This window comes from Mycobacterium sp. Root265 (assembly GCF_001428895.1).
Classification (GTDB): Bacteria; Actinomycetota; Actinomycetes; order Mycobacteriales; family Mycobacteriaceae; genus Mycobacterium.
The window spans coordinates 35142-55448 of record NZ_LMJA01000013.1; the positions used below are offsets into that span (position 1 = coordinate 35142).

Annotated in this window: 19 protein-coding genes; 6 read left to right on the plus strand and 13 right to left on the minus strand. The window is 67.1% G+C overall.

Annotated elements, in window-relative coordinates; genetic code table 11:
• The first annotated feature begins 6 nt into the window (after positions 1–6).
• Positions 7–1476: an alpha,alpha-trehalose-phosphate synthase (UDP-forming) gene (locus ASE48_RS14495; protein ID WP_057167858.1), complete on the plus strand. Its 1470-nt coding sequence runs from the start codon at positions 7–9 to the stop codon at positions 1474–1476.
• Here the strand turns inward: ASE48_RS14495 and ASE48_RS14500 are convergent.
• The 12 genes from ASE48_RS14500 to ASE48_RS14555 all read right to left on the minus strand — a co-directional run bounded on the left by ASE48_RS14500 (position 1463) and on the right by ASE48_RS14555 (position 13375).
• Positions 1463–1948, minus strand: a complete 486-nt coding sequence (locus tag ASE48_RS14500) for a mammalian cell entry protein (protein ID WP_057167810.1) — start codon at positions 1946–1948, stop codon at positions 1463–1465. The genes ASE48_RS14495 and ASE48_RS14500 overlap by 14 nt on opposite strands.
• Entirely contained in the window at positions 1948–2640 is a 693-nt protein-coding gene (locus ASE48_RS14505) for a hypothetical protein (RefSeq protein ID WP_057167811.1), read from the minus strand. The genes ASE48_RS14500 and ASE48_RS14505 overlap by 1 nt, the downstream gene beginning before the upstream one ends.
• Complete coding sequence (locus ASE48_RS14510; protein WP_057167812.1) at positions 2641–4422, minus strand: MCE family protein; 1782 nt, start codon at positions 4420–4422, stop codon at positions 2641–2643. It lies immediately after the preceding gene.
• Positions 4422–5588: an MCE family protein gene (locus ASE48_RS14515; RefSeq protein WP_162264231.1), complete on the minus strand. Its 1167-nt coding sequence runs from the start codon at positions 5586–5588 to the stop codon at positions 4422–4424. The genes ASE48_RS14510 and ASE48_RS14515 overlap by 1 nt, the downstream gene beginning before the upstream one ends.
• Before the next feature lie 5 nt (positions 5589–5593).
• The gene (locus ASE48_RS14520; protein ID WP_057167814.1) at positions 5594–6985 is read right to left on the minus strand and encodes an MCE family protein; all 1392 of its coding nucleotides are present in this window, start codon (positions 6983–6985) and stop codon (positions 5594–5596) included.
• Positions 6982–8040, minus strand: a complete 1059-nt coding sequence (locus ASE48_RS14525) for an MCE family protein (protein ID WP_057167815.1) — start codon at positions 8038–8040, stop codon at positions 6982–6984. Before ASE48_RS14525 ends, ASE48_RS14520 begins: the two co-directional genes overlap by 4 nt.
• Complete coding sequence (locus ASE48_RS14530) at positions 8033–9067, minus strand: MCE family protein (protein ID WP_057167816.1); 1035 nt, start codon at positions 9065–9067, stop codon at positions 8033–8035. Before ASE48_RS14530 ends, ASE48_RS14525 begins: the two co-directional genes overlap by 8 nt.
• Positions 9068–9134: 67 nt before the next feature.
• Positions 9135–10337, minus strand: a complete 1203-nt coding sequence (locus ASE48_RS14535) for an MCE family protein (RefSeq protein WP_057167817.1) — start codon at positions 10335–10337, stop codon at positions 9135–9137.
• A gap of 7 nt (positions 10338–10344) precedes the next feature.
• The gene (locus ASE48_RS14540; protein WP_057167818.1) at positions 10345–11187 is read right to left on the minus strand and encodes an MlaE family ABC transporter permease; all 843 of its coding nucleotides are present in this window, start codon (positions 11185–11187) and stop codon (positions 10345–10347) included.
• 7 nt (positions 11188–11194) lie between these two features.
• Entirely contained in the window at positions 11195–11959 is a 765-nt protein-coding gene (locus ASE48_RS14545) for an MlaE family ABC transporter permease (protein WP_057167859.1), read from the minus strand.
• A 272-nt stretch (positions 11960–12231) separates the two neighbouring features.
• On the minus strand, positions 12232–13161 hold the full coding sequence (locus ASE48_RS14550; protein ID WP_235571205.1) for a 3-oxoacyl-ACP reductase: 930 nt from the start codon (positions 13159–13161) through the stop codon (positions 12232–12234).
• 22 nt (positions 13162–13183) lie between these two features.
• Positions 13184–13375: a ferredoxin gene (locus tag ASE48_RS14555; RefSeq protein ID WP_057167820.1), complete on the minus strand. Its 192-nt coding sequence runs from the start codon at positions 13373–13375 to the stop codon at positions 13184–13186.
• Between the two features lie 165 nt (positions 13376–13540).
• Here ASE48_RS14555 and ASE48_RS14560 point away from each other — a divergent pair, with 165 nt between their 5' ends.
• The 5 genes from ASE48_RS14560 to ASE48_RS14580 all read left to right on the plus strand — a co-directional run bounded on the left by ASE48_RS14560 (position 13541) and on the right by ASE48_RS14580 (position 19046).
• The gene (locus ASE48_RS14560; protein ID WP_057167821.1) at positions 13541–14725 is read left to right on the plus strand and encodes an acyl-CoA dehydrogenase family protein; all 1185 of its coding nucleotides are present in this window, start codon (positions 13541–13543) and stop codon (positions 14723–14725) included.
• A 9-nt stretch (positions 14726–14734) separates the two neighbouring features.
• On the plus strand, positions 14735–15832 hold the full coding sequence (locus ASE48_RS14565) for an acyl-CoA dehydrogenase family protein (RefSeq protein ID WP_057167822.1): 1098 nt from the start codon (positions 14735–14737) through the stop codon (positions 15830–15832).
• A 3-nt stretch (positions 15833–15835) separates the two neighbouring features.
• Positions 15836–17347 (plus strand): long-chain-fatty-acid--CoA ligase FadD17, encoded by a 1512-nt coding sequence (gene fadD17, locus ASE48_RS14570; protein WP_057167823.1) that lies wholly within the window; start codon positions 15836–15838, stop codon positions 17345–17347.
• Positions 17347–18162 carry an SDR family NAD(P)-dependent oxidoreductase gene (locus ASE48_RS14575; protein WP_057167824.1) on the plus strand — a complete coding sequence of 272 codons (816 nt, stop codon included), beginning with the start codon at positions 17347–17349 and terminating at the stop codon, positions 18160–18162. The genes fadD17 and ASE48_RS14575 overlap by 1 nt, the downstream gene beginning before the upstream one ends.
• A gap of 152 nt (positions 18163–18314) precedes the next feature.
• A complete protein-coding gene (locus tag ASE48_RS14580) occupies positions 18315–19046 on the plus strand; it encodes an LpqN/LpqT family lipoprotein (RefSeq protein WP_057167860.1) in 732 nt (243 codons plus the stop codon).
• 72 nt (positions 19047–19118) lie between these two features.
• Here the strand turns inward: ASE48_RS14580 and ASE48_RS14585 are convergent, their stop codons facing one another.
• On the minus strand, positions 19119–20288 hold the full coding sequence (locus ASE48_RS14585; protein WP_057167825.1) for an NADH:flavin oxidoreductase: 1170 nt from the start codon (positions 20286–20288) through the stop codon (positions 19119–19121).
• Positions 20289–20307: the final 19 nt, after the last annotated feature.

Below are 20307 nucleotides of genomic sequence, written 5' to 3' on the forward strand. Positions count from 1 at the left end.
GTGTCGATGGGAGTCGATTCCGCCGACTCCGCCCCAGACGGGGGCCAAGCCGAGTTCGTCGTCGTGGCCAATCGGCTACCGGTCGACCAGGTCGTGCTGCCCGACGGCTCCACCACCTGGAAACGCAGCCCCGGTGGCCTGGTCACGGCGCTGGAGCCGATCCTGCGCAAACAGCGCGGTGCCTGGATCGGCTGGCCCGGTGTCGCCGACGACCGCGTCGTCGACGGCGACGAGGAACCCATCGTCCAGGATGACCTTCAGCTCTACCCGGTGCGGCTGTCCGCCGACGACGTGGCGCTGTACTACGAGGGTTTCTCCAACGCCACGCTGTGGCCGCTGTACCACGACGTCATCGTCAAACCGATCTACCACCGCGAGTGGTGGGAGCGCTACGTCGAGGTGAACCGGCGGTTCGCCGAAGCCACCTCGCGGGCTGCCGCACCCGGCGCCACCGTGTGGATCCAGGACTACCAGCTGCAACTGGTGCCCAAGATGCTGCGCATGCTGCGCCCCGACCTCACCATCGGGTTCTTCCTGCACATCCCGTTCCCGCCGGTCGAGTTGTTCATGCAGATGCCGTGGCGCACCGAGATCATCGAGGGCCTGCTCGGCGCCGATCTGGTGGGCTTCCACCTGGCCGGCGGCGCCCAGAACTTCCTGATCCTGGCCCGCAGGCTGATCGGTGCCCACACCTCGCGCGCCTCCATCGGCGTGCGCTCCCGCTTCGGCGAGGTCCAGGTCGGGTTCCGCACCGTCAAGGTCGGCGCGTTCCCCATCTCCATCGACTCCGCCGATCTCGACCGCAAAGCGCGCGACAAATCGGTCCGGCAGCGGGCCCGCCAGATCCGCGCCGAACTGGGTAACCCGCGCAAGATCCTGCTCGGAGTCGACAGGCTGGACTACACCAAGGGCATCGACGTCCGGCTCAGGGCGTTCTCCGAACTGCTCGAGCAGGACCGCGCCGATCGCAGCGACACCGTGCTGATCCAGCTGGCCACACCCAGCCGGGAACGGGTCGAGAGCTATATCGAGATGCGCGAGGACATCGAGCGACAGGTCGGCCATATCAACGGCGAGTACGGCGAGGTCGGGCATGCGGTGGTGCACTACATCCACCGGCCGCTACCCCGCGATGAGCTGATCGCGTTCTTCGTGGCGGCCGACGTGATGCTGGTGACCCCGCTGCGCGACGGTATGAACCTGGTCGCCAAGGAGTACGTGGCCTGCCGCAGCGATCTCGGCGGCGCGCTGGTGCTTTCCGAATTCACCGGCGCCGCAGCCGAACTACGCCAGGCCTACCTGTGCAACCCGCATCACACCGACGGTGTCCGCGATGCCATCGAGCAGGCGCTGAATCAGACCGTCGAGGACGGCAAGCGCCGGATGCGTGCGCTGCGCCGCCAGGTGCTCGCCCATGACGTCGACCGCTGGGCGAGGTCGTTCCTGGACGCCCTGGCCACCGCTAAATCGGAGTGATGTAGCTGATCAACCACTTGCCGTCGATCTTCTGGTAATCGACGCGCAGGCGGCTGCCGTCATAGACGGGCTGCTTGGCCTTGTCGGTGACGGTGCGATTCATGAACACCAGCACCGACGCCGAATCCCGTTGCGCGCTCATCAGACCCGCGCCGACCGCGTGTGCCTGGCTGATCACCTGGCGCTCACGCGCCTGCGGGATGATGTCCTGGGTGGCGCGTTCCTGGAATTCGCGGCGGTATTCCGGCGTCAGCAGTGTCGCGGCATCGGTGAGACTGCGCTCGACGGTCTGGAAGTCGTAGCCGAACACCCGCGGGATCTGCTCGATGGCCATGCCCGGCAGCACCGCCTCGGCCTGCTCGGCCGCGCGGGTCTGCACCCGGTCCCAATACAACCCGCCCGCCGCTGCGGACAGGGCGATCAGACCGAGCGCGAAGACCGCGACGGCCAGCTGGATCAGTCTGGCGCGCATCAGTTGCCACCCTCGGGGTACTTCAGGTCGTAGCCGGTCATGTGACCGTTGTCGTCCTCGTGCACGATCACCCGCATCCGATAGGGCTGTGAGGGCTTGTTGACGCCCTCCAGGTCGGTGACGGTGACCCGCACCGAGACCAGCACCGCGGCGTTGCCACCGATGTCGTCGACCTTCTCCAGTGCGGCACCACTGATGACCGCCTCGGAGGTGGCATTGGTGTCGCGGAAGATGGCCTTGAGGTTGTCGACGTTGTTGTCCTGGCTCAGCATGTCCCGCAACGGACCGCTGGTGCCGTCGACGAACCGGTTCACGCTCTCGTCGATCGTGTTCTGGTCGTAGCTGAACATGTTCATCACGGTCTGTTCGGCGGTGTCGACGAACCGCTGATCACGGGCCTGGACGTCCTCGGCGTGCCGGTGCTGCACCATCAGCACGGCCACCACCACCACCAGTGCGACCGCGGCGACCAGCGCGGCCACCCCGGACACCAGGGCGACCAGCGCGCGGTGGGGTTGGCGCGGCGGCAGCGCGGTGGGCGTGGCCGGCGTCGTGCGGGTCACCGGTGCGCTGGTGACCACCTTGGCGGCGGACTCACCCTCCGGGGCGGCCGCCGGGCCCGCCGCGCGCGAGGCACGCCGACGGGTGGGCTTGGCGGGTGTGTCCCCGGAAGCCCGTTCCTGCTCAACCATTTACATCTTCCTCGGCGCCATCATCAGATCGACCCAGTTCTCCGCGGGTGTGAAGTCGTCGCTACCGGGGGCGAACACCCCGGTCTCGCCGCTCGCCGGGTCGGCGAACACACCTGTCTTCGGATCGTAGGTGCTCGTCAGGGAAGCGCTGGCAAGGGGTTGTTCCGCGGGCAGCGGACCCGGTGCCGGCGGCGGGCCCGGGGCGGGCGGCGGGGGCAGCAGCGCCTCCGGTGGCGGCGCCAGACCCGGTGCCTCCGAGCCCGGGGGCCGGTAGATCGGCGTACCGGGCGGCAACGGCGGCATCGGCTCCTGGCGGCCGTAGGGCGGCAGCACCTGATCCGGCGGCGCGTAGTACGGCCACGGCGGTGCCGGCGCATTGTTGTTCGGCGGCACCGGGTTCGGGAACGGCGCGTTCGGGGCCGGACCGGGGCCCGGTTGCACGCCCGGAGGCAGCTGCACCGCGGGTGCGCCCGGATCGTAATCGTGGGCCGGCGGGATGTTCGGGAACTTGTTCGGCGGCGTGATGTTCCGCGGATCGGTGATCGGGGTGTCGTACGGCACCGGCGGGCCGCGCCACGGGTTGCTGCCGATCGGCACATAACCGACCGGGTCGCGGCAGAGCTGGACCGTGGGCGCCCGCTTACCGGGGAACTCCTGGCACGGGTAGTTACGCGCACCACGCACCACCGCGGGATCGTTCTGCGCGGTCTTGCAGTACATGTCGGTCGGCAGCTCACGCAGGGTGGTGTCGGCCGGCGAGCGGATGTCCGAGGGCGGGATGAAGCCGGTCGAACACGGCGGCGAGTCACCCAGGTTGATCTTGAAGTCCAGCTTGCCGCCCTCGTCGGCGGGCAGGCCGGTGCCGACCGTGATCAGCGCGGCCATCAGGGCCGGGAAGATGACCAGGGCCTGTTCGATCGACTTGTGATAGATGACGCCGATGCGACCGAAGTTGGCCAGGTTGGCGGCCAGCACCGGGAACGTCGGCCGGATGCCTTCGAACGTGGTGTTGGCCTCCGCCACCGCGCCGGGCACGGTCTGCAGCGTCGAACGGAACTGCGGGTCGGCGTTGGCGACCTCGGTGGTCAGCCGGGCCAGTCCGTCGGCGGAGGAACGGATGTCGTCGCCGGCGGTGATCTGGGCGTCCAGGAACGGGCCGGCCTGATCGATCAGCTGGCTGGTCTGCCCGTAGCTGGCGTTGGCCTCGTCGATGAGGTCACGCCCGGACTGGATCAGCCGCGCCAGCTCCGGCCCGGATCCGTTGAATGCCTTGAACGTTTCCTTCAGCAGATCCTGGATCCGCGCGTCGCCGACGCTGGCCACCAGATCGTCGGCCTGCTTGAGCATGCCGGCGATGTCCTGGCCGATCGCGGTGTGCTCGACCCCGATGTTGGAACCGTTGCGCAGCAGGCCGGGGGCGGCGCCACCGTCGTCATCGCTCGGCGGCACCAGGTCGATGTACTGCTCGCCCACCGCGGAGACACTCTTGACCGTGGCCGTGACGTTCTCCGGCACGTCGGTGTCGGTGTTGAGCCGCATGTGCGCCTCCACACCGTCATCGGTCAGTCCGACCGCCTCGACGCGCCCGATGGTCACGCCGCGGTAGGTGACGTTGGCGTTCTGGTACAGCCCGCCACCGGCCTTGAAGTCCGCGGTGACGTTGTAGGTGCCGATCCCCAGCGTCGCCGGGACGTGCAGGTAGAACGCCGAGATGGCGGTGACGGTCAGCACCGTGACGACGGCGAAGATGGACAGCTGCAAACGTGTCAGACGGGTCAGCATTACGGCGTCCCCCCATCGTGCTGTGTCGCGGTGCCGGGCGGGATCTTGAACGGATCGGCCGCCTGACCGGAGAGGTTGGCCATCGCACCGGTCAGGAAGTCCGGCGGGTTGATCACCTCGCTGAGATGCTTCATGTTCGGATCGAAGAACGATGTGGTGAACACCGACTCACCGAACCGCCGCACCGTGAGGTCGAACGTCACGAAGACGTTCATGTAGTCACCGCGGACGGCGTTGCGCAGATACTTGTAGTGGAACGGGAACGTCGGCAGCAGCTCCAGGTCCTTGATGAAGTCATCGGCATTGTCGTTGAGCGCCTTGATGACCGGGAACAGGTCCTTGAGGTCGGCCGTGAAATCGGTCTTCGTCTCCGACAGCACGCGCGAACCCACCTCGGCGAAACTCTTCAGGGCCGTGAAGGCACTGACGATGTTGTCGCGGTTGTTGTTGAGCACCAGCAGCGCATTGGGCAGGCTGTCCAGCGTGCGACCCAGGTTGTCCTTGCTCTGCGCAAGGATCGAGGCGAACCGGTTGAGCCCGTCGGCGGCGGTGAGGATGTCCTCGGTCTGCCGGTCCAGTGAAGCGGTCAGTTCGGCCAGCCGGGGCAGCAACTCGGCGAAGCTGCCGGTCCGCCCGGCGACCGCGGCGTATGCCTCGTCGGTGATGTCCTGCAGCGCACCGAGATTGCCCTTGTTGACCACCACACCGAGCGCGGAGAGCACCTCTTCGGTGGTCGGGTAGCGACCGATGGCCCCGAGCGGGATGTTCGAGCCCTGCTTCAGCTTCCCGACGGCATCGTCGATCGGCGGGGTCAGCTGCACGTGCTGGGAACCCAGCAGCGAGGTCTGCGCAACGGTGGCCGTCGAGTTCTGCGGCAGGTCGACATCGCTGTCCAGCGACAGCTGCACCGCGGCGTAGAACGTCCCGTCCTGGCGCTGCACCGCCTCGATACCCGAGACGCTGCCGACGGTGACGTCGTCGACCATCACCGGCGAGTTCTGCGGCAGCGTCGCGACGTCGGGCAGTTCCACGGTGATCGTGTACGAGCCGGAGCCGTGACCGGCGGTGCCCGGCATGTTCAGCGAGTTCAGCCCGCCGAACTGGCAACCCGCCAGCATGAGCGTGCCGCCGCCGAGCGCGGTGCCACGCAACAGGATCGATTTCATCGAGGTCATCCGCCCGCCCCTCCGGCCGGCGCCGGGGCAGGCCCCGGCAGGGGTCCCGCGCCCATCGGCGGGGCCGGCTGTACCGGGCCTGCCGGTGAGATCTGTCCGGGCACCGCGGGTGGCGGCAGGATCAGTTGGCTGAGGTTGCCGCCCGGAGGTGCGATGGGCGGGGTGACCCCGGGTGCGGGCTGCCACTGCAGGTAGGGCACCGGTGTCTCGGCCTTCGCCTGGGTCTCCGGGGTGTCGTAGATGATCTGCCCCTTGTACGCGGTGATGCTGTCGATGGGGTGCAGCAGGATCGGCGGGTAGTTCATGGTGATCCGCTTGAGCACCGGCGCCATGCGCTGGCGGCAGATCTCGGCGCGCTTGTAGTTGTCCGGCGAGGCGCCGACATCGAAGGTGCCACCGCAGATGAACTGCACCGGGTTGGCGAAGTTCGGCAGCGACAGCAGGCCGCCGACGGTGCCCTGCGCCGGGTTGTAGATGTTGTAGAAGTTGGCCAGACCGTTGGGCGTCACGTGCAGGATCTGCTCGATGTCATCGCTGTGGTCGGTGAGGATCTGGGTGAACTCACTGAGCTTGCCCACCGACTGGATCAGCGAGGCGTTGGACTCGCTGAGCAGACCGCGGACATCACCGAGCGCCTGATTGAGCGCGCCCAGGGTGGCGTCCAGATCCTGGGTGCTGGCCGCGAGCACCTGCGACACCGACGCGACGTGGTTGGTGAACTGCACGATCTGCTCGTTGCTGTTGGCCAGCGCGTTCACGAGCACCTGCAAATTGCGGATGGTGCCGAACAGGTCGGTCCGCGAATCCCCGAGGCGGCCCGCGGTCTGCGAGAGTTCGCGCAGCGCTTGGCGGAACGAGTCGCCGTTGTTGTCGAACGCGTCGGCGGCCTGGTTGACGACCTGGGTGAGCGGCCCCTGCAGGCCGCCCTCCTGCGGGCCGAGCTGGGTGCTCAGCGCGGTGAGCTGCTCCTTGACCTCGTCCCACTCGACCGGGACACCGGTACGGTCCAGCCCGATCTCCGCGCCGTCGGCCAGCACGTCACCTTCGGTGTAGGCGGGCGTCAGCTGGATGAACCTGGCGGACACCAGGTTCGGCGCGATGATGATGGCCTGCGCATTCGCTGGCACCCGCACACCGTCGTCCAGCGTCATGTTGATCTTGACGTCTTGGGCGCGCGGCTGGATCGAATCGATCCGCCCGATGGGCACACCGACGATGCGGACATCGTCGCCGGGGTACAGCCCGACCGCAGTCGGGAAGTAGGCCACGACCTTCTGTCCGCCGCGGCTCGGCCACACCAGGTAGACACCGACGGCCAGCAGGACCGCAAGCGCCACCGCGAGAGTTCCGCGCAGCCACTTGCTCTTTCCGGATCTGATTTCTGTCATGGCGTCTTGGGCCTCACCAGCATGCGCTCGGAGATCATGCCGCGCAGGTAGTCGGCGAGGCTGTCCGGCAGCTTGCCCGGCTGGAAGTAGCCGTCCAGCAGGACTTCGGCGATGGTCGCCGGGGGCAGGCCGTAAAGGTTGATGTTGAAGCCGGGTCCGTTACCGACCACCTCGGCGAGCGCAGTGGCGTACGGCGGCAGTCGCTTCAGCGCCTCGCCGATGTGCTCCTTGCGCTCGAGCAGGTTGGCCATCACCGCGTCCAGCCGCTGCAGCACGGGCAGGAACTCACGCTTGTTGTCGGCGACGAAACCGGAAAGCTGGTGCGAGACATCGTCGATACCGGCGATCAGCGTGCTCAGTGCCTGCCTGCGCTCGTCGAGGGCGGCGAACAACTGGTTGCCATCGGTGATGAGCTGGTTCACCTGACCGGCCCGCTGGGCCAGGGTGTCGGAGACGTTCTTGGCGTGCAGCAGCAATTCTTCGAGCGCCTGATCGCGCTTGTTCAGGCTGCGGCTCAGGTTCGCGACGCCGTCGAGCGCGCCGCGCAGCTGCGGGGTCGCGTCGCGCAGCGTATCGGTCAGGGTCTGCAGCGCCTGCTCGAACTTCGGCTTGTCGAGCGCGCTGACGTTGCCGCCGAGGTCCTGCAGTGCGGTGTTCAGGGTGTACGGGGTGGTGGTGCGGCCGACCGGGATGACGGTCGAGTCGCCGCTGCCTCCTGGTGTCACCGACAGCGACTTCTGGCCCAGCACGGTGTCGGTCTTGATGGCCACCAGAGTCTGGTTGCCCACCTTGATGTTCCGGTCGACGGTGAAGCCCACCTTGGCCTGATCGCGAGCCAGCGACACCGAGGTCACCTTGCCGACCTTGATACCGGACACCGCGACGTCGTTACCCGGTGAGATGCCACCGGCGTCGGAGAAATAGGCCTCATATCCGCGGCCCTGCGGGTACCACGGCAGGCCGGTGTACCCGAAGGACACCAGCACCAGGCACGCCACCACGAAGATGCCGAGAATCCCGGTGCGCAGCGGGTTGCTGCGGTCTGGGCTAGCCATTCTCCGAGCACCTCCCCTTCGACGGGTCCGGCGGGCCACCGAACGGGATCAGGATGTCGCTACCGGCCGGGCCGTTGATCTTCAGCCGGATGGAGCAGTAGTAGATGTTGAAGAACGCGCCGTAGGCACCCAGCGAGTTCAGCCGCATGTAGTTCTCCGCCAGCGGCTCGATCACCTTGTTGATATCGGCCTTGCGCTCGTCCATCCGCTGCAGCAGCGGGCGCGCGTTCTCGATGACGCCCTGCAGGGGGCGGCGTGAGGCCTCCAGCATCTCGGTCAGATCGTTTTCCGCCGATGCCAGCGGCGCGATCGCCCCGGCGATGGGGTCACGGTTCTCGGCCAGCCCGGTGATGAGCTTCTGCAGTTCGTCGACGCTGGCGTTGAACTGGGCGCCCTTCTCATCGACGGTGCCCAGCACGGTGTTCAGGTTGGTGATGACGTCGCCGATCAGCTGATCCCGGTCGGCGAGACGCTGGCTGAACGAGCTGGTGTTGGACAGCAGGCTCTGGATCGCGCCGCCCTGGCCCTGCAGCAGTTCGATGACCGCGTTGCTGATCTCGTTGACCTTGGCCCCGTCCAGACCCTTGAGCACCGGCTTCAACCCACCCAGCAGCGCGTCGAGATCCAGTGCGGGCTGGGTGTTGTCCTTCGAGATGGTGGCGCCGGCCGGCAGCTTCTTCAGCTCTCCCGGGCCGGAGGTGATCTCCATGTAGCGGTCGCCGACCAGGTTCTCGTAGCGCACCACCAACCGGGTGGAGGTGTAGAGCTGATAGCGCTTGTCCACGTCGAATGCGACGTTGACGGTGTTGTCGGGGTTCAGCGTGACCGAGCCGACCGAACCGACCGGCACGCCCGCGATGCGGACGTCCTGACCGGACTTCAGCCGGGAGGCCTCGGAGAAGGTGGCCGAGAACTGGTTGCTGGAGGCGAATCGGAACTGCCCGAACACCACGACCAGACCGGCGGCCACCAGCACCATCGCGAGCGTGAACACGATGACGTTGATCAGGGTCCTACGTTGGTTCATCAGATTTCACTGTTCTTTGTGACACGAGGCTCTTCGCGTAGGCGCTCATCGCGGCGCAACCTGATCATCAGAAATCGTCCCGTTCCGCGAACGCGCCGTTGAACAGGAACTGCAGTGTCGAGGGCGCATTGAACTGCAGTTCGGTGTTCGGTTGGTAGGGCACGTAGGCGTTGTCGGTCACCAGGAACGGTGTGTGATACCAGGATCCGCCGAGCTGCTTACCCGGGACGTCGGGAAGTCCGCGGCAGTTCGGTCCGCCCGAGGCATTCACCACGGGCAGGCTCTCGGGGTAGGTGTAGGACGGCGCGCCGGGCAGGAAGTTGGATGCGACGAACAGGCCGGGCCGGATGCCGCCGATGACGGGGGCGAAGGTGTCCAGCGCCTTCGACGTGCCCTGCAGCGTGCAACCGATCACCGGCGAGTAGTCGCCGGCCACCTTGAGGACCGCGCGCATCCGCTGGATCGCGGCGATGTAGTCGTCGGCGGCCGGTTCCAGTGTGGCGGTGCCGTTCTCGGCGAAACCGGTGGCCGCGAGCAGCGCGGCGTTGAGGTTGTCCTGTTCGTCGACGATGGTCTGGGCCAGCCGGGGCGCGTTGTCCAGGATGGTCGCCAGGTCCGGTCCGGCGTCACCGTAGATATCGGCCACCACGGCGGTCTTACGGAAGTCCTCGGCCACTGTGGGCAGCTTCGGATTGAGCTGGGCCAGATAGCTGTTCAGCCCGGCCATCGCGGCACCCGCATCGTCTCCGTTGCCGCGCAGGCCCTCGCCCAACGCGGTCACGGTGGCGTTCAGGTTGATCGGATCCACCTTGTGCAGCACATCGGTGAGGGTCTGGAACAGCGTGTTGACCTCGAGCTGCACATCGGCGGCCGCGATGCTGGTGCCCGGCCGCAAGGGGGTGTCGCGGGGATCCTCCGGTGGCAGGAACTCCACCGACTTCGCACCGAAAACCGTGGTGCCGGCGATCTTCACGACGGCGTTGGACGGGATGAAGCGCATCTGGCTGCGGTCGATGGACAGCGTCAGCTTCGCCTGATCCCCGGCGTAGGCGATCTCGCTGACCTTGCCGATCTGGATACCCCGGTATTTGACCTTGGCGTCCCGCTCCATCACCAGGCCGGCCCGCTCCGAGGTCACCGTGACGGTGTCGGTCGGGGTGAATGCCGCGGTGAAGAACAGGTAGGTGAACAGCACGGCGAGGGCGATCAGCGCGGCCAGGATCGCGGCGGCGATCCGGACATGGCTGCGTTTGGCGGTTCCGTCGGACATCCGTGGCCTACCCGGAGAGATTGAAGTTGCCGGACGCGCCGTACACGGCGAGTGAGATGAACAGGGTGATGGTGACGACGACGATCAGCGAGGTGCGCACGGCCTGGCCGACCGCGATGCCCACGCCGACGGGTCCGCCGGAGGCGTTGTAGCCGTAGTAGGTGTGCACCAGCATGACCGCGATCGACATGACGATGGCCTGCAGGAAGGACCACAGCAGGTCGCTCGGTATCAGGAAGGTGTTGAAGTAATGGTCGTACAGACCTGCGCTCTGGCCGTTGATGAAGACGGTGGTGAAGCGGGCCGCGAAGAAAGCCGCGAGCACCGACAGCGAGTACAGCGGGACGATGGCGATCAGTCCGGCGATGATCCGCGTCGACACCAGATACGAAACCGCGTGCACCGCCATGGCTTCCACGGCATCGATCTCTTCGGCCACCCGCATGGCGCCCAGCTGTGCTGTCGTACCGGCGCCGATGGTGGCCGCCAGCGCGATCCCGGCGATCACCGGGGCCACGATGCGCACGTTGAGGAAGGCCGAGAGGAAGCCGGTCAGCGCCTCGATGCCGATGTTGCCCAGCGAGGAGTAGCCCTGCACCGCGATGACACCGCCGGAGGCCAGCGTGAGGAACGCCGCGACACCGACCGTTCCGCCGATCATGACCAGTGCGCCTGCGCCCATGGTCATCTCGGCGACCAGCCGGATGGTTTCCTTGCGGTAGCGGGTGAGCGCGTTGGGGATGTAGCGCATCGACTCGCCGTAGAACAGCGCCTGCTCACCGATGTTGTCCACGGCTCGCGGGACGCCCCGGAAGAACCGGCGCAGCCGCACCGTCGCGTCGTAGCTCATGAGCGCCTCACCGCTCCAGCACTCGGACGCCGACGGCGGTCAGGATGACGTTGACCACGAACAGGCAGATGAAGGCGTAGACCACGGTCTCGTTCACCGCGATGCCCACACCCTTGGGCCCGCCCTGCACGGTCAGCCCGCGGTAGCAGCCGACCAGGCCGGCCAGCAGGCCGAACAGCAGGGCCTTGAACATGGCGAGCACCAGCTCGCCGAGGCCGGTGAGGATGGTCAGCCCGTTGATGAACGCGCCGGGGTTCACGCCCTGCAGGAAGACCGAGAACACGTAGCCGCCGGACAGGCCGATGGCGCACACCAGGCCGTTGAGCAGCACCGCCACGACGGTCGAGGCGAGCACGCGGGGCACCACGAGTCGCTGGATCGGATCGATGCCCAGCACCCGCATGGCGTCGATCTCTTCGCGGATGGTGCGGGCGCCGAGATCGGCGCAGATCGCGGTGGCGCCGGCGCCGGCGACCACCAGCACGGTCACCACCGGACCCAGCTGGGTGATGGTGCCGAAGGCAGTGCCTGCGCCGGACAGATCGGCGGCGCCGATCTCGCGCAGAAGGATGTTGAGGGTGAAGGCAACCAGAACCGTGAACGGGATGGACACCAGGAGCGTCGGCACCAACGACACCCGCGCGATCATCCACGTCTGGTCGAGAAATTCGCGGAACTGGAACGGCCGGCGCCACATCTTGACGAAGGTGTCGATGGTCATTTCGACGAACCCACCCACGGCCCGCGCCGGAGCCGCAAGCTGTTCGATCAACCTCGACTCCATTCTCGAACGGGGTTGGCATCCCACACTGGCGAAGTACCCGACAATAGCCGGAATTTGTTCGCTCTGGCGGTCTTTCCACCCCTGATGTGCACGGTGCGCTTAGTGAGCGGGCTCATAGTAACTAGAACACGTTCACAGTGTCAAAGAACCGCAATCTTCGTGGAAAACTCCCGTTTCTGCTGGTCACAGACGGTGTGATCGAGGTCATTCTAGAACGTGTTCTATCGACCCCAGAACGGTGAATATACGGTTCTCCGGACTCAAGAACCCATTAGCGCAGTAGCGGAGAATCCTATTTCCGGATCCCTCTCAGCAAAGAACTCGCCCAGCGTCGCGCTCAGCGCCGCCGGATCCCAGGCGTCCCCGCCGGCATCGAAACGCTGCGCGGCCACCGGCGCGGCGACCAGGGTCACCGTCGGGCCGTACACGATGAACAGCTGACCGTTGACGCGGTCCGAGGACGGCGAGGCCAGGTAGCTCACCAGCGTCACGACGTGTTCCGGTGACAGCGCGTCGACCTGACCGTCGGCAAGATCGGGCGCGTCACCGAACACGTCGGCGGTCATCGCGGTGCGCGCGCGCGGCGCGATCGCATTGGCTCGCACGCCGTACCGGCTCAGGCCACGGGCCGCCGAGAGCGTCAGTGCGGTGATACCGGCCTTGGCCGCGCCGTAGTTGGCCTGCCCGACCGGACCGGCGATACCGGCCTCCGACGACGTGTTGATGATCCGGCCGTACACCTGACCGTCGGCGGATTCCTTGGCCTTGGCCTTCCAGTACGTCGCGGCATTGCGGGTCAGCAGGAAGTGACCGCGCAGATGCACGGCGATCACCGCATCCCAGTCCTCGTCGGACATGTTGAACAGCATGCGGTCCCGGGTGATCCCGGCGTTGTTGACCACGATGCCCAGGCCACCCAGCCGGTCCGCGGTCTCGACGAGTTCGTCCGCGGTGCTGCGGGCGCTGATATCGCCGGCCACCGCCACGCCCTTGGACCCGGCCGCCTCGATCTCGGCGAGCACATCGGACTTGTCGAGCGCCCCGGCCATGTCGTTGACCACGACGGTCGCGCCGGCGCGGGCCAGCCCGATCGCCTCGGCACGACCCAGGCCTGCGGCCGCGCCGGTGACGACGGCGACCTTCCCGGACAGATCGATCGCGTTATCGCTCGTTGCGGTGTCTGGAGCCACAGTACGAATACCTCTAGTTTCTTCAGTCTTTGCGGATCAGGGCTGCCCGTGGGCACTCTGCGACGGACTGCTCGGCCAGGTCCTCCTGGTCGGCGGGTACCGGGTCGGCCTTGACCACCGCGTAGTCATCGTCATCGAGATCAAACAGGTCGGGGGCGATACCGAGACACACCGCATTGCCTTCGCAGCGGTCCCGATCGACTTCTACGTGCATGACAACCTCCTCGCACTCCGGGTCAGGGCGGGCTGCCCCTGTGCTGTCCGACAATACCGCCCTGGACCGCAAGACTAGAACGTGTTACAACGAGACAGATGGACGGGTACCACCATGTGCCCGCCGGTGCACCGGCAACGAACCCCGAACAGTGAGGACGTCCCCATGCGGATCGGTTATACCGCCGAGCAGGAGGAGTTGCGCCGCGAACTGCGGTCCTACTTCCAGAAACTGATGACTCCGGAGCGGGCCGAAGCGCTGGGCGCCAGCGATGGCGAGATGGGCCGCGGCAACGTCTACCGCGAAACCGTCGAGCAGATGGGCAAGGACGGCTGGCTGACGCTGTCCTGGCCCAAGGAGTACGGCGGCCAGGCCCGTCCGCCGATGGACGGCCTGATCTTCAACGACGAGGCCTCGATCGCCAATGTGCCGGTCCCGTTCCTGACCATCAACTCCGTCGCGCCGACCATCATGCATTTCGGCACCGAGGAGCAGAAGCAGTTCTTCCTGCCCAAGATCGCGGCAGGCAAACTGCATTTCTCCATCGGCTATTCCGAGCCCGGCGCCGGCACCGACCTCGCATCCCTGCGTACCACCGCCGTCCGCAGTGGTGACGAGTACGTCATCAACGGGCAGAAGATGTGGACCAGCCTGATCGCCTACGCCGATTACGTGTGGCTGGCGGTGCGCACCAACCCGGAAGCCAAGAAGCACCGCGGTATCTCGATGCTGATCGTGCCGACCACCGCCGAGGGTTTTTCCTGGACCCCGGTGCACACCATGTCCGGTGTGGACACCAGCGCCACCTACTACCAGGACGTCCGGGTGCCGACCAGCGCCCTGGTCGGCGAGGAGAACGCGGGCTGGAAACTGGTCACCAACCAGCTCAACCATGAGCGCGTCGCGCTGGTGTCGGCGCAGCCGATCTTCGTCGCCCTCAACGGCGTTCGCGAATGGGCACAAAACACCAAGGACGTGCACGGCAAGCGGCTGATCGATTCCGAGTGGGTCCAGCTCAACCTCGCCCGGGTGCACGCCAAGGCCGAGGTGCTCAAGCTCATCAACTGGGAGCTCGCGTCCGCCTCCGACGACAATGCGCCGTCTCCGGCCGATGCGTCCGCGGCCAAGGTGTTCGGCACCGAACTCGCGACCGAGGCCTACCGCCTGCTGATGGAGGTGCTCGGCACCTCGGCGACGCTGCGGACCGGATCACCCGGCGCGCTGCTGCGCGGGCGGGTCGAGCGGATGCACCGCTCCTGCCTGATCCTGACCTTCGGCGGCGGCACCAACGAGATCCAGCGCGACATCATCGGCATGGTCGCACTCGGCCTGCCCCGAGTGAACCGGTAAGGAACAGACATGGACTTCACCCCTACCGAAGCCTCCGTCGATCTCGGCGGACTGGTGCGCACCATCACCGAATCGGTGGTCACCCCCGAGCACCAGCGGGTGCTCGACGGACTCGACCAGCGTTTCGACCGCGACCTGTGGGCCAAGCTGATCGAGGCCGACATCCTGTCCACCGCGGCCCCGGAATCCCTGGGCGGCGGCGGTTTCGGTGTGCTGGAGCAGGCGGCCGTGCTGACCGCGCTGGGACGGCAGCTGGCCGCGGTGCCCTACCTGGAATCGGCGGTGCTCGCCGCCGGTGCGCTGGAAAAGTTCGGATCGCAGGCGCTGCAGCAGGATTGGGCAGTGCCCGCGGTCAACGGCACCAAGATCCTCACGGTCGCCGTGGACGGCGAGATGGGCCAGGGCCCGGTCCAGGCGCAGGCGGACGGTTCAGGGTTCCGGCTGACCGGTTCGCGCACCCAGGTGGCCTACGGTCCGGTGGCCGACGCCTTCCTGGTGCCCGCCGAGACCGACTCCGCCACCTTGGTCTTCCTGGTGAGCACCGATGACCCCGGCGTCACGCTGAGCACGTTGGACACCACCGGTCACGGTGCCGTCGGGCACCTGGAACTCTCCGGCACGTCCGTCGGCGCCGAACGCGTCGTCGGCGATGCCGAGGTGCTGGAGTGGCTCACCGTGCAGGCGGCACTGGGCCGCACCGCATTCCAGCTCGGTGTGCTCGAACGCGCCCTGGAACTCACCGCGGTGTACGCCCGCGAGCGGGAGCAGTTCGATCGGCCGATCGGCAGCTTCCAGGCCGTCTCGGCGCGACTTGCCGACGGCTATATCGACGTCAAGGCGCTGCGGTCGACGCTCACCCAGGCCGCGTGGCGGCTGTCCGAGGACCTACCCGCCGCTATCGACGTGGCCAGTGCCGCGTTCTGGGCGGCCGACGCCGGACATCGCGTCGCCCACACCGCGGTGCATGTGCACGGCGGTGTCGGTATCGATACGGATCACCCGATCCACCGCTACTTCCTGGCCGCCAAGCAGACCGAGTTCGCGATCGGCGGGGCGACCGGCCAGTTGCTGCGGATCGGCCGTGAGCTGGCCGACGCACCCGTGTAGCCGGTGGCAGAACACGGCGGACCCACCGTCACCGAACTGCTGAGGCCACTTGTCGATGTCACCGACCGTGGTGTGTACGAGGGAGATTCGTTCAGCAGCTGGCAGGAGCACATCGCGTCCGGCGCGCAGCTGGCCGCGGCTCTCGGCGCGCGGCTGGATCCGTCCCGGCCCCCGCACATCGGCGCGCTGCTCGGCAACACCACGTTCTTCTCCACGCTGTTGGTGGCGGCCGGGCTGCAGGGCCTGGTCCCGGTGGGGCTGAACCCGACCCGTCGCGGCGCGGCCCTGACCTCCGATATCGCCAGGGCCGATTGCCAGTTGGTCCTCACCGACGACCCGAGCGTGGTGCCGCCCGGAGTCGATCACATCGACGTCGGATCCGCCTCGTGGAAAGCCGAACTCGCCTCCTACGCCGGCGCTCCGGTGACGTTCGCCGACCTGTCCGGCAATGACCTGTTCATGCTGATCTTCACCTCCGGCACCAGCGGTGAACCCAAGGCCGTGCGGGTGACCCATGACAAGGTCGCCTTCCCCGGAGCGATGTTGGCCGAGCGGTTCGGGCTGGGTCCCGAGGACACCTGCTATCTGTCCATGCCGCTGTTCCACTCCAACGCGATCATGGCCGGCTGGTCGGTGGGGGTCGCCGCAGGCGCCTCGATTGCGCTGCGCCGCAAATTCTCCGCGTCACAGTTCATCCCCGACGCTCGCCGCTACCGCGCCACCTACGCCAACTACGTCGGCAAACCGCTGTCCTACATCCTGGCCACCCCCGAGCGTCCCGACGACGCCGACAATCCGCTGAAATTCCTGTACGGCAACGAGGGTGCGCCGCGTGACCTGCCCCGGTTCGCCGCCCGTTTCGGCGTGCGGGTGGTCGACGGGTTCGGCTCCACCGAAGGCGGTGTGGCGATCGCCCGCACCCCCGACACCCCGGACGGCTCGCTGGGACCGCTGACCGACGAGGTGGCGATCGTCGATGTCGAGACCGGGCAGCCGTGCGAACCAGGTGTGGTCGGCGAGCTGGTCAACCCGACCGGCGCGGGCTGGTTCCGCGGCTACTACAACTCCCCCGACGCCGAGTCCGACCGGATGGCCGGCGGTGTCTATCACACCGGCGACCTCGCCTACCGCGACGAAGCCGGCTACATCTACTTCGCCGGACGGCTCGGCGATTGGATGCGGGTGGACGGCGAGAACCTGGGCACCGCACCCATCGAGCGGATCCTGTTGCGCCATATCGATATCGCCGAAGCGGCCGTGTACCCGATCCCGGACCCGGCCGTCGGCGACCGGGTGATGGCCGCGGTGGTCCTCGCCAACGCTGCCACCTTCGACGTGGAGGCGTTCCGCGCGTTCCTGGACGAGCAGCCGGATCTCGGGCCGAAGCAGTGGCCGTCGTTCGTCCGGGTCGCCACCGCGCTGCCCCGCACCGCGACCTTCAAGGTGCTCAAGCGGGTGCTGTCCGCGCAGGGAACAGACTGCGCCGATCCGGTGTACCCGGTTAAAGTCCGCTGATGGCCCTCGACCCGTCCGCAGTATCCCTGCAGGGACGGGTCGCGGTCGTCACCGGCGGCGGGGCCGGCATTGGCCGTGGCATCGCTGCCGGTCTGGTCGCTTTCGGCGCCCGCGTGGCGATCTGGGAACGCGACGAGGCCACCTGCGTCGCGGCGGCGACCGAGATCGGCGGGCTCGCGCTGGTGACCGATGTCCGGGAGTCCGCGGCCGTGGATGCGGCGCTGACCCGCACCGTCGAGCACCTCGGCCCTCCGCACATCCTGGTCAACAATGCCGGCGGAACCTTCGGCTCACCCCTGCTGGACACCTCCGAGAACGGCTGGGATGCCTTGTACCGCGCCAACCTCCGGCAGGTCTTCCTGTGTACACAGCGGGTGGCCCGGGTGATGGTCGAGGCCGCGCACGGCGGCAGCATCATCAACGTGACATCGATCGAAGGTGTCCGCGCCGCACCCGGTTACGCGGCGTATGCCGCGGCGAAGGCCGGTGTCATCAACTACACCAGGACCGCCGCACTCGAACTCGCCGAGCACGGCATCCGGGTCAACGGTCTGGCACCGGATTTCACCCTTACCGAGGGGCTGGCGGCGATGTCGGGCCCGCAACGCCTACAGGACGCGGGGCGGATGGTCCCGATGGGCCGCGGTGGTCACGTCGACGAAATGGCCGGCGCGGCGGTGTTCCTGGCCTCAGATCTGTCCAGTTACGTGACCGGCCAGACCATTCATGTCGACGGCGGGACGCACGCCGCCGGCGGCTGGTACCGGCACCCCGAGTCCGGTGACTACACGCTCGGCCCGGGCAGAACATCGTAAGAGAATTTGCTGTCACGGTCGAGACTTATCCGGGCGCACTTTTTGAGTACTTCTACCTAGCATGTAGCAGCGATATCTGAGCTACGCTTCCGAACGGAATGAGCATGGCAAGTGTTTGCCATGAATAAGACTTTCACAACAAGGGGTTCATGATGAAGACATCTGCAATTGCCGGTGTTGCGGCAATAGCCACCACATTGGGCTTGATCCTGTCCGGCTGCGGCTCGGACACCAAGACCACCGAGGGGTCCGCCAAGACCAGTGCCTCCGCGGAATCCTCGAAGGCGTCGGCGAGCGAATCCGCGCCGAAGACAACGAAGCCCAAGGTGGCACCGCGCGACGAGGTCACCGGCGCCACGGGTCCCAATGAGACGATCGCCAGCTACATCGAGGCCAACGGTATCCAGGAGACGCCGGTCAAGCGTGGCGACCCGGGCTCGCCGACCATCGACCTGCCGTTCCCCGAAGGCTGGGAGGACGCCGGCGCGGACACCCCCGAATGGGCTTACGGCGCAATCATCTACACCGGTCCCGAGGCTGCCGAGTACACCCCCAGCATCGTCGCCCTGGTGTCCAAGCTGACCGGCAACGTCGACCCGCAGCGGATCATCGACCTGGCCGGCGGCGAGCTGCAGAACCTGCCGGAGTACGAGGGCTGGAACGAGGGCGCGGTGAGTACCCTGGGCGAGTACCCGGCCTTCCAGCTCGGTGGCACCTGGGTGTCGGACGGACAGACCAAGATCGTGGCGCAGAAGACGGTCGTCATCCCGGGCGCCGACGGCCTCTACGTGCTGCAGCTCAATGCGGACGGCACCGAGGACCAGGCCGATATCGTCAGCTCGGCAACCGATGCCATCGATTCGGAGACCACCATCACGCCTTGATCCTCTCGGCGTGATCGACGATGCCGGCGCACCGCAGCTTCACCGCGGTCGCCGGCATCGCTCGTCCGGGCATCAGGCCGGTGTACGGATGACACAGCGGGTGCCGCTGTACACCGTCGGCATGCATTTCATGCAGTGCACGCACAATCCCGCCGTCGCCGTCTCGTCGCGGAACCGGTTGACCAGAGCAGGATCCCGCAGCAACGCACGGGCCATCGCCACGAATTCGAAACCCTCGTCCAGTGCGCCGTGCACGGTGTCCAGCTCGTTGATACCGCCCAGCAGGATCAGCGGCATCTCCAGCGTCTCGCGGAACTGGCGGGCTGTCGGCAGGAAGAACGCCTCCTCGAAGGGGTATTCACGAAAGAGCCTTCTGCCGATGACGCGCAACCCCAGTCCGACCGGCGCCGGCTGCGAGGCGATGAACTCCGCCATCGGGACCGGACCGCGAAAGTAGTACATCGGGTTGAGTAGTGAACTGCCCCCGGTGAGTTGCAGCGCGTCGAGATGCCCGTCGGACTGCAGGAGGTGTGCCGTCGCGAGGCTGTCGGTGAGCCAGAAGCCGCCGGGCACACCATCGTCCATGTTGAATTTGGCTGTCACGGCGACGGATTCACCCACCGTGGCGCGAACCCGCTCGGCCACCCGACGGGCCAGCTCGGCACGCCGGGTGGTGTCACCGCCGAATTCGTCGCTGCGGCGATTGAGGTTCGGGCTGAAGAACGAACTGATGAGATAGCCGTGGCCCATGTGGATCTCGATGGCATCGAACCCGGCCTCGACCGCATGGCGGGCCGCGGCACCGAACCCGTCCACCACGGCGGCGAGCTGAGTGGTGGTGGCCGCCCTGACCCGGCCCATCGCCGGAGCGCTGAACCGGCTGCTCGGCGCCAGCGACGGGGTGCGGTTGGACAGCGTGTTGGCGACCAGTCCGGCGTGCCCGATCTGGGCACATGCCAGGGCACCTTCGGCGTGCACCACCTCGGTCAGGCGCCGCAGTCCGGGCACGGCATCCGCGCCGAGCACGACGGTGTCGCGGTGCACCCGACCGCCTGGTGAGATCGCCAGATAGGCGACGGTGGTCATCGCCGCGCCACCGCGCGCGACCTCGGCGTGGAAGTCGATCAGCGCGTCACCGACCCGCCCTCCGCCCATCACGCCCTCGAACGTGGCCGCCTTGATGAACCTGTTTTTCAGCGTCAGGGGGCCCAGCGTCCCCGGCGTGAATGCTTTCGATACCATTGGCATCGAAATATAGCAG

What these genes read in the sequence shown, in the direction of transcription:
- ASE48_RS14555 (WP_057167820.1), bottom strand. Translation starts at nt 13,375, where the DNA reads ATGCACGTAGAAGTCGATCGGGACCGCTGCGAAGGCAATGCGGTGTGT.
- ASE48_RS14585 (WP_057167825.1), bottom strand. Translation starts at nt 20,288, where the DNA reads ATGGTATCGAAAGCATTCACGCCGGGGACGCTGGGCCCCCTGACGCTG.
- ASE48_RS14560 (WP_057167821.1), top strand. Translation starts at nt 13,541, where the DNA reads ATGCGGATCGGTTATACCGCCGAGCAGGAGGAGTTGCGCCGCGAACTG.
- ASE48_RS14505 (WP_057167811.1), bottom strand. Translation starts at nt 2,640, where the DNA reads ATGGTTGAGCAGGAACGGGCTTCCGGGGACACACCCGCCAAGCCCACC.
- ASE48_RS14525 (WP_057167815.1), bottom strand. Translation starts at nt 8,040, where the DNA reads ATGGCTAGCCCAGACCGCAGCAACCCGCTGCGCACCGGGATTCTCGGC.
- ASE48_RS14580 (WP_057167860.1), top strand. Translation starts at nt 18,315, where the DNA reads ATGAAGACATCTGCAATTGCCGGTGTTGCGGCAATAGCCACCACATTG.
- ASE48_RS14495 (WP_057167858.1), top strand. Translation starts at nt 7, where the DNA reads ATGGGAGTCGATTCCGCCGACTCCGCCCCAGACGGGGGCCAAGCCGAG.
- ASE48_RS14575 (WP_057167824.1), top strand. Translation starts at nt 17,347, where the DNA reads ATGGCCCTCGACCCGTCCGCAGTATCCCTGCAGGGACGGGTCGCGGTC.
- ASE48_RS14530 (WP_057167816.1), bottom strand. Translation starts at nt 9,067, where the DNA reads ATGAACCAACGTAGGACCCTGATCAACGTCATCGTGTTCACGCTCGCG.
- ASE48_RS14515 (WP_162264231.1), bottom strand. Translation starts at nt 5,588, where the DNA reads ATGAAATCGATCCTGTTGCGTGGCACCGCGCTCGGCGGCGGCACGCTC.
- ASE48_RS14500 (WP_057167810.1), bottom strand. Translation starts at nt 1,948, where the DNA reads ATGCGCGCCAGACTGATCCAGCTGGCCGTCGCGGTCTTCGCGCTCGGT.
- ASE48_RS14520 (WP_057167814.1), bottom strand. Translation starts at nt 6,985, where the DNA reads ATGACAGAAATCAGATCCGGAAAGAGCAAGTGGCTGCGCGGAACTCTC.
- ASE48_RS14510 (WP_057167812.1), bottom strand. Translation starts at nt 4,422, where the DNA reads ATGCTGACCCGTCTGACACGTTTGCAGCTGTCCATCTTCGCCGTCGTC.
- ASE48_RS14535 (WP_057167817.1), bottom strand. Translation starts at nt 10,337, where the DNA reads ATGTCCGACGGAACCGCCAAACGCAGCCATGTCCGGATCGCCGCCGCG.
- ASE48_RS14565 (WP_057167822.1), top strand. Translation starts at nt 14,735, where the DNA reads ATGGACTTCACCCCTACCGAAGCCTCCGTCGATCTCGGCGGACTGGTG.
- ASE48_RS14540 (WP_057167818.1), bottom strand. Translation starts at nt 11,187, where the DNA reads ATGAGCTACGACGCGACGGTGCGGCTGCGCCGGTTCTTCCGGGGCGTC.